Origin of the sequence: Pseudarthrobacter defluvii, assembly GCF_030323865.1 — a bacterium.
In the GTDB taxonomy this organism is placed as follows: domain Bacteria; phylum Actinomycetota; class Actinomycetes; order Actinomycetales; family Micrococcaceae; genus Arthrobacter; species Arthrobacter sedimenti.
Window position 1 is genome coordinate 4,186,414 of sequence record NZ_CP066362.1, and the last position, 12,440, is coordinate 4,198,853.

Below are 12,440 nucleotides of genomic sequence, written 5' to 3' on the forward strand. Positions count from 1 at the left end.
CACGGACCTTTGTGGTGCCACAAACCGCGGGAACTACGCAGCCGTCCTGAAGAACAGTTCCGCCACGGCGGCCAGGCGCAGGGGATCCTCCACCCCGCACAGCTCACGCGCGGAGTGCATGGACAGCAGCGGCACGCCCACGTCCACCGTCCGGATCCCCAGCCGGGTTGCGGTGAGCGGGCCAATGGTGGAGCCGCAGGGCACCACGTTGTTGGACACGAATTCCTGGTACGGCACGCCGGCGTCACGGCACAGCCGGGCCCAGAAAGCATTGCCGAACGCGTCCGTGGCGTAGCGCTGGTTGGCGTTGATCTTCAGGAGCGGCCCGCCGTTCAGCACGGGGTGGTTGGCGGGGTCGTGCCGCTCGGGGTAGTTCGGGTGGACGGCGTGCCCGGCGTCGGCGGAGAGGCAGAACGACGCCGCCAGGGCCTGCCGCCGCTGGCTCAACGTTGCGCCCAGCCCGTCGGAGATGCGCACCAGCACGTCTTCAAGGATGGGTCCGCACGCGCCGGAGCGCGAGTTGGAGCCGATTTCCTCGTGGTCGAACGCGGCGAGGACGGCAATCGGGCCGTCGCTGGTGCCTGACCCGGCATGGGCAACCAGCGCCACAAGCCCGGCGTGTGTGGCCGAAAGGTTGTCCAGCCGCCCTGATGCGAAGAACTCCCCCTTGCCCCCGAAAACCGCGGGCTCCTGCGTGTCAGCAATGACGACGTCGTACCCGCCAATCTGCCCCGGATCGACGGAGGCGTCTGGAACCGAAGCTGCCAGCACACCCAGCAGGTCCGAATCCGTTGGATTCCCCAGCCCCCATACCGGGTTCATGTGCCGCTGCTTGTCGAGGGTGAGCCCCTCATTCACGGCCCGGTCCAGGTGGATGGCCAGCTGCGGGAACCGGAGCAGGGGCCCGGTGGCGGCCAGGTGCTCGGTGCCATCCAGCATCACCAGCCGGCCCGCCAGCCGAAGCTCGCGGTCCAGCCAGGAATTCAGCAGCGGTCCGCCGTAGATTTCCACCCCGGCCTGAAGCCAGCCGTGCGAGCCGGTGGTGGGCCTGGGCTTGAGCTTGAACGACGGCGAATCGGTGTGCGCCCCCAGGATATTGAACCCCGTGGTCGGCCCAGCACCTTCGGGGACCACCCACGCGATCAGGGCACCGTCCCTGATGATGAAGAACGAACCCGGCCCGCCCTCCCACGGCTGCAGCTCATCCAGGCGGGTGAACCCTGCCTCCTCCAGCCGCCGGCCGCCTTCGTGCGCGGCGTGGAAGCTCGACGGCGATGCGCTGACATAGGCGCCAAGGTCCTGGATGTGGTCTGCGGCAGAGGAAGGCAAAGGCATGGTCCCGAGTCTAGCGCCGCCCTTACTCGGCAGGCGCCGCTGTGGGTTCGGCTGCCACGGCCGGCTGGCGGGCGGCAGCGCCGTTCCGCCGGTAGCGGAGCACGCCGACCAGTACGACCACGGCAGCCAGGGCCAGGGAGAGCAGCAGTGATTCCCGGGTGGATTCCACGATCACCATGCCGATGAGCAGGGCCACGATGCTGATGATCGCTGCCCAGGTGAGGTACGGGAACAGCCACATCTTCAGCTGCAGCTCCTTTGCCGCGGCTCCCATGCGGCGGCGGAGGACCAGCTGCGAGGCGGAGATGACCAGCCATACGAACAGGGCAATGGCGCCAGAGGTGTTCACCAGGAAGAGGAAGACGGTGTCCGGTGCGATGTAGTTCAGGCCGACGGTAACGAACCCGACCACGGTGGAGGCAAGGACGGCAGCGGCGGGAACTCCCCGGCTGGAGATTCGGGTCCATGAGCGCGGTGCGTCACCGCGGGTGGAGAGGGAAAACAGCATGCGGCTGGCCGTGTAGAGGCCGGAGTTCAGGCAGGACAGCACGGATGTAAGCACCACGACGTCCATGATGGTTCCAGCGCCCGGGATGCCGAACAGTTCAATGACGGCCACGTACGGGCTCTTTGCCACGGAGGCGGAGTTCCAGGGGAGCAGGGTGACCACCACGGCGATGGAGCCGATGTAGAAGACCAGGATGCGCCACACGGTGGATTTCACTGCCTTCTTCACTGCATCCACCGGGTTTTCTGATTCGCCGGCTGCGATGGTGGCGATTTCAGCACCGAAGAAGGAGAAGACCACCACAAGGATGCCTGCCAGGACGGCGCCCGGGCCATTGGGCATAAAGCCGCCGTTGTTGATCAGGTTGCTCAGGCCCGGCGCGGGGACACCCGGGACGAGGCCCAGGATGGCGGCCGCACCGAAGAGGAGGAACAGGACGATGGCGGCGACCTTGATGGACGCGAACCAGAACTCGAACTCGCCGTACGACTTCACGGAACCGAGGTTGGTCAACGTCAGCAGCACCATGAGGGCAAGGGCCCAGACCCACTGGTCGATGCCGGGCACCCAGCGGTGCATGATAGCCGCGCCGGCCGTGGCCTCGATGCCCAGGACGATGATCCAGAACCACGCGTAGAGCCAGCCGATGCTGAACCCTGCCCAGCGGCCAAGGGCCTTGTCCGCGTAGGTTGAGAACGAACCTGTTTCGGGGTTGGCGGCGGCCATCTCCCCCAGCATGCGCATCACCAGGATCACCACCAGGCCTGCGGCGGCGTAGGCGATAAGGATGCCGGGGCCGGCCTGCTGGATGGCTGCCCCCGAGCCGACGAAAAGGCCCGCACCAATCACGCCGGCGATGGCGATCATGGACAGGTGCCTGGGTTTCAGGGACTTTGAAAGTTGCTGGTCAGCATGCATGGAAGCGCCGTCCTGTTGGGAAATAGCATGGGTTGAGCGACGTGCCGTGGTGGACACCGGCGGACCGTGTGATGCACCACATCGTCGTTTCACCCTAGGTCCGCCATTATCCGCCCTGCTTTGTGCAGTCCAACAGATCTGACTCCAGCCAACAGGACGGGCCTCCAAGCAGGAACCATCAGAAGCAAGAAAAGTTTCCTGTCAGGCATATTTGTCATGTGCCGGAAACCACGCGCCCGCGTGGGCGCGCGGCCGGAACAAAAGCCGCGGCCTATACGTCCCGGCGTTTCAGCAGGACGGCAGCCAGCAGGACGGGAACCACCACCCAGGCGCCGAGGACCAGCCCGGCCTGCCACGCCTCAAGGGTGTCCGGAACGTGCTGGACAGCCGTGAGCGGCTCAACCGTGTTGCCGGGCAGGCCGGGCTTCCTTGAAGAAGTCCCCGGGGATGAGCTGGAAGGCAAGAGGCGCCACGAAGAAGATGCCCACCAGGCTCATGATGCCGCCTGCGGAGTTCCGAAGCAGTGTGCCCAGGGCCATGCCGATGGCGGCGACGGCTGCCACATAGATGCTGTTGACCAGGAGGAGCTTCACCGACTGGGAACTGCCCAGGTCCAGTTTCAAGCCGTAGTTGTCCAGGATGGGCACGGCCACCAGGCCGGCCACCCATGTGGACACGGCAGTGACCACGAAGGACGTCACCATCACCACCACCAGCTTGGCGGCGAATGCGGGGATCCGCTTCGGCACGGCTGCGAAGGTGGACCGGGCCATGCCCGTGGTGAACTCCGAACTCATCAGGAGCACACCCAGGGACCCCAGGATCAGTTGTGCGAAGGCGATGCCGGACGTGGGGGCGCTGATGGCGAGGTCTCCGCCCTGGGATGCCATTCTCGCGGCTGCCTGCGGATCCCGGGTGGCGGCGTTGGTGAGCTGGCCTGTTCCCCACGCGGACAGCGCGCCAAATCCAACCATGACCACCGCCGTGGAGGCGAGCAGGATCAGCGTGGAGAGGAGGCTGCGGAATTTGATGATCTCCGAGTGGAGGACCCGGAAAAAGGTGGGGCCGGGAAGGGACCGTCCGGCGTTGCGGGAGGCTGGTCCGGCGGGGGACGGCGCCGGTTCGCGGGAGGACATGGATTCAGTGGTTGTGGAACTCATTACTTGCTGACCTCCGCAGCGGGCAGGGAGTGGTATTCGACGTCGTCCTTGGTCAGTTCCATGTATGCCTCCTCGAGGCTGGCAACGAGAGGCGTGAGTTCATAGACCATGACCCGGTTTTCCAGCGCGGCTGCCGCGATGGTTTTCGGCTCCAGGCCCGTTACTTCGAGCAGTTCCCGTTCCGGCATGTCAATGGAGGCGCCCCGTTGGGTGAGCAGTTGATGGAGCCGGTCCGGTTGGTCGCTGCGGACGCGGACCCGTGACTGCCCCTTTCCGGTGATGATGTCCTTGATGGGGGCGTCGGCAATCACCCGGCCGCGGCCAATGACGATCAGGTGGTCTGCCGTCTGCGCCATCTCGCTCATCAGGTGGCTCGAAAGGAAGACCGTGCGCCCCTGCCCGGCGAGGTACCGCACCAGGTGCCGCACCCACACCACACCCTCAGGGTCCAGGCCGTTGACCGGTTCGTCCAGGATGAGGGTCTGCGGGTCCCCCAGCAGGGCGGCCGCGATACCCAGCCGCTGGCCCATGCCCAGCGAGAAACCGCCGGCCTTCTTGCGGGCCACGGCCTCCAGCCCGGTCATTTCGATCACCTCGTGAACCCGGGCTTTGGGGATGCTGTGCGTGGCCGCCATGGCCAGCAGGTGGTTGTAGGCGCTGCGGCTGGTATGGACCGCTTTGGCGTCAAGCAGGGCACCCACCTGCCGCAGCGGCGCCTTGTGCCGGACGTATGGCAGGCCGTTCACCGTGACAGATCCGGACGTTGGCCGGTCCAGCCCCATGATCATCCGCATGGTGGTGGACTTTCCTGCCCCGTTGGGTCCCAAAAAGCCGGTGACTTGCCCTGCCTTAACGGTGAAACTGACACCGGCCACGGCGGTTTTGGCGCCGTAGACCTTGGTCAGCCCGTTTGCCTCGATCATGAATCATCCTTTGGACGGCAGCGCGCGGCTGCGGACGGTTTTCGGTGGGTGTTCATGCCCCACGCTACCGAGGTGCGGGCAGCTTATCGCCCCAATTCAGGGATGATTCAGGGGAGAATCAGGGTCCTCCCCACGCCCTCTTGGTCTGGGCGGGGTCCGCTTTGGCCAGGACAGCCGCCTGCTCAGGACCGCGGTGAGTAGTAGGTCAGGGCTTTTGGCCGGACCCGGTAGGCCACGTGGCGTACTCCGGCCAGGGCCTCCCCGTCCACTGCCAGAGCCATGGGTGTGCCGTCAGCATCGATCCTGACTTGCGTTGCCTCCCGCAGATGGGTGATCCGGGAGCTTGCCACAGTGCCCGTGAGCACGGACCAGAGCAAGCGCAGCCTGGCAAAGGACTCATCGGCGGTGATCAACCGGACATCCAGCACGCCGTCGTCCATTACAGGCCGGATCAGGGGTGCATGGTCGCGGGGGTAGTAGCGGCCCCGGCCCAGGTAGGCGATCCACACCTTGTGCCGCTTCCCGTCCACCGTGATCGTGGTGGGCGTACCCGCCGCAAAGGTTCTGAACATGGCAGCGACTCCCGCGAGCGGTTTTCCGAGCGCAGGCTGCAGGTGCTCCCGTCGCCGGACAAAGTTCGGGTAGAGACCAATGCTGGACGTGTTCAGCACCGCCACCTCGGATATCTCCGGGTTCCCGGCCAGGCCCCGCTCCGCGGTGACCACTCCGATGTCTGCCAGCGCGGCCTCACCGTTGCTCGCAGCCCGCACCGCGTCCTTCAGGCTCCCCGTCCCCGCGTCCCGGGCAAAATGGTTCAGGGTTCCGCCGGGGAGGACCAGCAAGGGCAAAGAGCGTTCGACGGCGGCCGCGGCCGCTGCGCCCACCGTGCCGTCCCCGCCCCACACACCCAGGGCGCGGGTACCAGGGAAATCAGCGGTGGCGGCGATTCGCTGCAGCAGGTCCTCATCAGGCTGCACGGTATTTATATGCGCTTTGGGAAATACTTCCTGCAAAGCACCCGCAGTCTCCTCCTTAAAGGAGCCACCCAAGGTATTGACCACGATGCTCAGGCCTTCACCGCCAGGCAGTTGGGGCGCATTGGTCCATGCCCGGGTGGTCTGCGGAATGGGCGGGCGGACCGGCCACCAGTGGCGGGTTACCAGGGCAGCACCGGCACCGAGGGCCGAACCGAACAGGACGTCGGAGGGCCAGTGCGCGCCGGTGTGCACCCTCGAGTAGGCCACACCCAAAGCAGCGGGTGCCAGTGCCGCGCCCAGGGCGGGGCGGACCAAACCCACTCCCACGGCGAACGCTACGGCGGATGCCGAATGGCCGGACGGCATGGAGGAACTGGTGGGCTGCGGATGTACGAAGCGGAAGACCGGCAGATGTTCAGGAAGCGGACGGGTCCGGGGGAGCAGCGTCTTGAACACCATGTTGGTCACAGCCGAGGCCACCCCCTGGGCGATCAGGCCGTGCAGCGCAGCCCTCCTGGTCTTGCCCGGGAAGAGCGCCATCACCGCAGCCGTCCCAATCCAGAGCTTGCCCTGGTTTGCGGAGGCCGAAAGCCGCCGGAAGAAGACATCGTGGTTGCCACCCGGCAGGTTGGAGACATGCCTTAAGAGGTATCTATCCAGGCGGCTGATCCAGGTCCGGCCCCTTGGCCTGCTGCTTTGCATGTGATTACCCTAACCCCAGGGGTTACTCCTGCTTGGTGGACTCCTGCGCACTCGAATTGGTGGTGGTGGAGTTCCGGGTCATCGAATCCTGCGTATGGTCCTCCACATGCGACTCCTGGCCCGCGTCCAAATTGTCCACCGGCAATGGCTTGGCCGCTCCGGCGAGCAGGAGTGCCACCAGGATGGGTGCCATGATTGCGAGCAGCGCAGTGTGGATCCCTGTCAGGTCCCCGAGATAGCCAAGCAGCGGCGGTCCGGCCAGGAACGATATATACCCCAAAGTGGATACAACGGAAACGCGCGCCGCTGAGTGTTTCGGATCGTCGGATGCCGCGGACATCCCCATTGGGAAGGCGAGGGCGGCGCCCACACCCCAGAGGGCCGCACCAATTCCTGCCAGCCAGATGTTTGATGCCAACACAAATAGTCCCAGGCCCGCAGCGGCTGCCGCCATGCTGGCCCGCAGCACGGCAACCCGTCCGTATTTGTCGATGACGCGGCCGCCCAGGAAACGCATGGCCGTCATCGCCAGGACGAACAGAGCGAACATGAGGGCGCCGGTGGATTCGGAGGTGGCGAGACCGTCCACGGATGCCTTGGCGATCCAGTCGTTTCCGGCCCCCTCCGTCAGCGTGGCGCCCAGGACCACAACCCCGATCAACAGTGTTCTGCTGTCGCGCCAGGCGGACGGCCCCTTGACAGGCTTCGGTGCCCCCTCCACGGCGGCTGTTACCAGGTGTGGGAGGAAATAGCGTGGCACCACCAGGGCCACCACGACCACCACGGCGGCGATTACCAGGAGATGCAGCGGAAGATCCACACCCAGGGTGGACAGCCCGGCGCCCACGAGGGCACCCACGAATGCTCCACCGCTGAAGGCCGCATGGAACTGCGGCATGATGGTTCGCCGGAGCTTGTGCTCCACGTCGGCCCCTTCAATATTCTGCGCCACGTCCCACAGCCCGATGCCGATGCCGAAGAAGAAGAGCGACACCGCCGTTCCGGGAATGGAGGTGGCTGAAAGGGACATCGCGATGCCCACGCCTGCCGCCGCTGCCAGCAGGCCCGCAAAGCGCACGGTGTTGGCGGTACCGATCCGGCCCACCACCAGTCCGGCGGTGGGCAGCGCGAGCAGGGAGCCGATGGCCGTGCACAGCAGCAGGGTGCCCATTTGGCCGGACGTGATCTGCAGCGTCTGGGTCACTGCGGGAATCCTGGCCGCCCAACTGGCAAAGACAAGCCCGTTGATGCCGAAGACCACGAACGTGGCCGCGGCGGCAGCTTTCAGTCCTGCCTGCTGTTCCATACCGGTGTTGGTGCTCATACGCTCACTACTTCCACAGAGTATTTTTCGAGTTCTGCCTTGTCCTGTACACCAAATTGCCGGTCCGTGACGATGATGTCCACGCGGTCCAGGCTGGCCACGAGCACCCTCGCGCTGGCCTGCCACTTTGCCGCCGAGGCCGCCACCACCACCCGTGCTGCAGATTCCAGCCCAGCTTTCTTGACTGCTGCATCGTCCAGGTCGTGGGCGAGCAGGCCGTCTTTGAAGTCCACTGCGCAGGGCGTCACCACGGCGGTATCAAATCGGAGGGACCGGATATTGGATTCGGCAAGGGGCCCGCGGAAGCATAGTTCGCCGGGCACTACGCTCCCGCCCGGCAGCAACAGTGCAGGCCGGGTGCCGGAACCTCCCTCACCTGCGGTTGCCGCATTGAGGGCCTGCAGGGACATGGGCATCAGGGTCAGTTCCCGGCCTGCCACCGCGCGCGCCACCTCTGTTGCCGTGCTTCCGCTGTCCAGCCACACGTGTTCCCGCTCGGCCAGCAGGCCCGCCACAGCAGCCGCTATGCGGGTCTTGGCGTCCCGGTCCTCCAGCTCGCGCTGCCCGTAGCCGGGGTTCTGGCCCTGGCCGATGAGGCTCCTGGCACCGCCGTGGACCCTGCGGAGGACCCCGTGGCCGGCCAGGATCTCCAGATCGCGGCGGATGGTGGCGCCCGAGGCACCGCAAGCCAGCATCAGCTGTTCAACGCTCACTTCTGACTGCTGCCGGAGGATTTCGGCAATGGTCCGATACCGGTCGTCCGTCTTCATGATCAAATGCTAACAGCATCTGATCATTTGATCACTGCATGATCAAAGCCGGGAGTTGCGCTCAGCGGACGCGGTCAACCCTTTGTTCGTCCCATACCGGCTCCGCGGACTCATACACTTTTCCGTCCGATCCGAACACCAGGAACCGGTCGAAGGTCCGCGCGAACCAGCGGTCGTGCGTGACCGCCAGGACGGTTCCCTCGAAGTGGTCGATGGCGCGTTCCAAGGCCTCGGCAGAGTGCAGGTCCAGGTTGTCCGTGGGCTCGTCCAGCAGGAGCAGGGTGGCACCGCTGAGCTGCAGGAGCAGGATCTGGAACCGTGCCTGCTGGCCGCCGGAGAGGGACTCGTACTTCTGCTCCGACTGCCCCGCCAGGCCGTATCCGTCCAGGGCCCCGGCGGCGGCTTCGCGGCCCAGCCCGGAGCGGTGCTCGTCGCCGCGGTGCAGGATCTCCAGCAGGGTCTTGCCCAGGAGGTCGGGCCGGACATGGGTCTGCGCGAAGAAGCCGGGCCGGATCCGGGCACCGAGCTTCACCGTCCCTTCATGCGGCACTTCCGCGATCTGCACATCGGAGACGGGCAGGTGCTCGCGTTCGGGATCCGTGCCGCCGGTGGCCAGCAGTCGCAGGAAGTGGGACTTGCCGGAACCGTTGGAGCCCAGGACGCCCACGCGGTCGCCAAACCACACTTCCGTGGAGAACGGCTTCATCAGGCCGGTCAGTTCCAGCCGCTCCGCCACGATGGCGCGCTTGGCGGTCCGCCCGCCCTTGAGCCGCATCTGGACGTTCTGCTCGATAGGGAGGGCTTCCGGCGGTCCAACTTCGAGGAACTTGGCCAGCCGGGTCTGGGCGGCGTGGTAGCGGTTGGCCATGTCGGAGCGGAAGGCGGCCTTGTTCTTGTACATGTTGACGAGTTCCTTGAGCTTGATGTGCTCCTCGTCCCAGCGCTTGCGGAGCTCCTCGAAGCGGGCATTCCGGTCTGCGCGGGCCTCGACGTAGGAACCGAAGCCGCCGCCGTGGATCCATGCCGCGGCGCCGTTGATTCCCGGTTCCAGGGTGACGATGCGGCCGGCCGCGTTGTTCAGCAGCTCGCGGTCGTGGCTGATAAAGAACACCGTCTTCTTCGACTCGTTCAGCTTTTCCTCGAGCCAGCGCTTACCCGGGACGTCCAGGTAGTTGTCCGGCTCGTCCAGGAGCAGGAGGTCATCCGGGCCAGCAAAGAGTGCCTCCAGCACCAACCGCTTCTGCTCACCGCCGGAAAGGGTCGACGCCGGGCGGTGCTGCGCACGGTCAAAGGGCAGGCCCAGCGCGGCCATGCAGACCTCGTCCCAGACGGTTTCGACGTCATAACCGCCGGCGTCCCCCCAATCCACGATGGCCTGCGCGTACCGCATCTGGGTGGGTTCGTCGTCGTGCTCCATCATGGCCAGCTCGGCCTCATCAACCTCGCGGGCAGCGGCCGCAAGGGCAGGGGGAGCGGCGGACACCAGGAGGTCCCGGACTGTGGAGCCGTCCCGCACCTGGCCAACGAACTGGCGCATGATGCCCATGGTCCCGGAGCGGCCCACCACGCCCTCGTCCGGAACGAGGTCCCCGGCAATGATCCGGAACAGCGTGGTCTTGCCGGTGCCGTTGGGGCCAATCAGGGCAGTCTTGGTGCCGTCCGGGACCTTGAAGGTCACCCCGTTCAGGAGCTGGGTGCCGTCGGAGAGGAAGTAGTCGATGCCGGAAACGTCAATATGGGCCACACCGTCAATCCTCCCATGCCCCTCCCTAGCCGGCGGCGGTGAGGAACTGCTTCAGCAGCGGGCCGGAGGTGGTGGCACCCAGGCCGCCGTCCTCCACGAACACGGCTACGGCCAGGTCTCCATGCACGGCCACGATCCAGGCATGGGTCTTTGGCGGGTTCTCGGTGCCGAATTCGGCGGTTCCGGTCTTGGCTCCCACCGGTGCGCCCGGCACGCTGGAGAGGAACCCGGCGTGGCCGGAGGTGACGACGGCGCGCATCATGTCTGCGAGCGATGCCGCCTCCGCTGCCGTGATGGGTTTGTCCGATGCCGTCGACGGCGCCTCGGCCATGGCTGTTGCCGTCGGTTCGGCTGCCGGCGCGGTGGACCCTGCCGTCGTTCCAGCAGCGGGAGCACCGGCGTCGGGGTTGAGGACCAGCTGCACCGAAACGGGGGCGCCCTTGGCGACCGACCCGGCCATGATTGCCGCGGCCAGCGGGGACAGCAGCACCTTGCCCTGGCCGATCATTGAGGCGGCGTGTTCGGTGCCCTGGGCCTGGCCGGGCACGGAGCCCAGGAAGGCTTCGGCGCCAAGTCTTGGCGCCTCCACCGCAACGCCCATGGACGTGGCGGCGGCTTCAAGCTGGCCCTGGGTCACAGAGTCTCGCTGGGAAATGAAGGCCGTGTTGCAGGAGTGCGCAAAAGCGTCCCGCAGGGTGACAGCACCCAGCGAGGTTTCGGGGTAGCCTTCGGAATTCTTGAAGGTCCGTCCTTCAACGTTGAGCGTGGGAGTGCACTGGACGGTGGAATCCGGCGTCATGCCGTTGCGGAACATTGCCAGGGAATCCACCATCTTGAAGATAGAACCCGGCGCGTACTGTCCCAGCATGGCGGTGTTGTAGCCGTTGCTGCCCGGCCCGGAGGCAGCTGCCAGGACGGCACCCGTTGAGGGACGCAGCGCCACTATTGCCGATGCCGGTTTGACCCCCTCCAACGTGCTCTCCGCCAGCGCCTGCAGCCGGGGGTCGAGGGTGGTTTTCAGTGGTGTCCCAGGCTTGGGCTCCACCTGGAAGAGGACGCGGCGGGGGTCGGTGCCGGCCGACTGTATCTGCTCGCGGGTCAGGTCGGCCCGCTGTGCGCGGATGACGACGGCGTCTGCGCCGCGGAGCTGTTCATCGTACTGCTGCTGGAGACCGCCGATGCCGGTGACGTCGCCTGCAGCCAGCTTGCCTTCCGAGGCTTCAATCTGCTCTGCGGAGGCTTCACCCACCGAGCCCAGCACGGCACGGGCAAACGTGCGGCTGGGGGCCAGCGGGATCGATGCCGGGATGCCACGTGCACCCGGGATGGCCTGGATCTGCTGGTCGGAGATGGTCCGGCCCTCTTCCCGCAGGGTGATCGCGGAAACGAAGGCCTGTTCACCGGCGGCCTTGACCTGCTGCACGTAGGCGGCAGGATCCACGCCCACAAGCGCGGCCAGCTTACCGGCGGAATCGGCTGGGTCCGCACCGCCAAGTTGGGGCTTGTCGATGCCAACGTTCACCACGGGACGGTAGGTCACCAGCGGCACGTCACCGGCACCCAGGATGTCCGCGCGCTTGGGCGTCTGGGAGCCCTTGGTCACGATCTCGCTGTCCGCCAGACCGGGTGCCAGCAGGGCAGGGTCCCAAACGGTGAGCCACTTATCGCCGGACTTCTTGAAGCTCGCCCCAACGGTGTACTTCCACTCGGCGTCGCCGAACTTCCAGGTGTAATTCAGAGGGGCGGTTGCCTTGTCGCCGTCGAGCGTGAGCCCGCCTGCCTGGACCTGCGGCTTTTGCGGATCCAGGGCCGCGAAGACCTGGTGGAGCTGGTCGTTGGCCGCTGCAGCGTCCTTGCCCTCAAAGGCCACGGCCCCTACATCCAGGGCCGAGACCGCGCTGGCCAGTTGTTGAACGGCGGCTTCCGCCCCGGACTTTCCGTCATCGCAGGCCACCAGCGAGGTTCCGAGAATGAGCGCAGCTACGGCAAGCGAAAGTTTTGTTGATTTCCCCATCGCGCCATTATCCCCCGGGCCGCCGGCCTGCAGCGCCACCGCTGATGAAGGGCATGGCGTAACAA

At 66.2% G+C, this 12,440-nt stretch carries 8 protein-coding genes and 1 pseudogene; all 9 read right to left on the bottom strand.

The genetic code is table 11. The features are described 5' to 3' along the window. Positions 1-33: 33 nt before the first annotated feature. Entirely contained in the window at positions 34-1,335 is a 1,302-nt protein-coding gene (locus tag JCQ34_RS19445; RefSeq protein ID WP_286400578.1) for a M18 family aminopeptidase, read from the bottom strand. Positions 1,336-1,357: 22 nt separating this feature from the next. Further along, positions 1,358-2,761 carry an amino acid permease gene (locus JCQ34_RS19450; protein ID WP_286400580.1) on the bottom strand — a complete coding sequence of 468 codons (1,404 nt, stop codon included), beginning with the start codon at positions 2,759-2,761 and terminating at the stop codon, positions 1,358-1,360. A gap of 271 nt (positions 2,762-3,032) precedes the next feature. After that, positions 3,033-3,921 (bottom strand): annotated as a pseudogene (locus JCQ34_RS19455) (ABC transporter permease). Then, entirely contained in the window at positions 3,921-4,844 is a 924-nt protein-coding gene (locus JCQ34_RS19460) for an ABC transporter ATP-binding protein (protein WP_286400582.1), read from the bottom strand. Before JCQ34_RS19460 ends, JCQ34_RS19455 begins: the two are co-directional and overlap by 1 nt. A gap of 182 nt (positions 4,845-5,026) precedes the next feature. Beyond that, on the bottom strand, positions 5,027-6,523 hold the full coding sequence (locus tag JCQ34_RS19465) for a bifunctional phosphatase PAP2/diacylglycerol kinase family protein (protein WP_286400584.1): 1,497 nt from the start codon (positions 6,521-6,523) through the stop codon (positions 5,027-5,029). Positions 6,524-6,545: 22 nt separating this feature from the next. Beyond that, positions 6,546-7,847, bottom strand: coding sequence for an MFS transporter (locus tag JCQ34_RS19470; RefSeq protein ID WP_286400585.1), 1,302 nt, complete (start codon positions 7,845-7,847; stop codon positions 6,546-6,548). Further along, positions 7,844-8,617: a DeoR/GlpR family DNA-binding transcription regulator gene (locus JCQ34_RS19475; protein ID WP_286400587.1), complete on the bottom strand. Its 774-nt coding sequence runs from the start codon at positions 8,615-8,617 to the stop codon at positions 7,844-7,846. Before JCQ34_RS19475 ends, JCQ34_RS19470 begins: the two co-directional genes overlap by 4 nt. Before the next feature lie 61 nt (positions 8,618-8,678). Further along, positions 8,679-10,361 carry an ABC-F family ATP-binding cassette domain-containing protein gene (locus tag JCQ34_RS19480; RefSeq protein ID WP_286400589.1) on the bottom strand — a complete coding sequence of 561 codons (1,683 nt, stop codon included), beginning with the start codon at positions 10,359-10,361 and terminating at the stop codon, positions 8,679-8,681. Positions 10,362-10,386: 25 nt separating this feature from the next. Continuing rightward, on the bottom strand, positions 10,387-12,375 hold the full coding sequence (locus JCQ34_RS19485; RefSeq protein ID WP_286400591.1) for a penicillin-binding transpeptidase domain-containing protein: 1,989 nt from the start codon (positions 12,373-12,375) through the stop codon (positions 10,387-10,389). Positions 12,376-12,440: the final 65 nt, after the last annotated feature.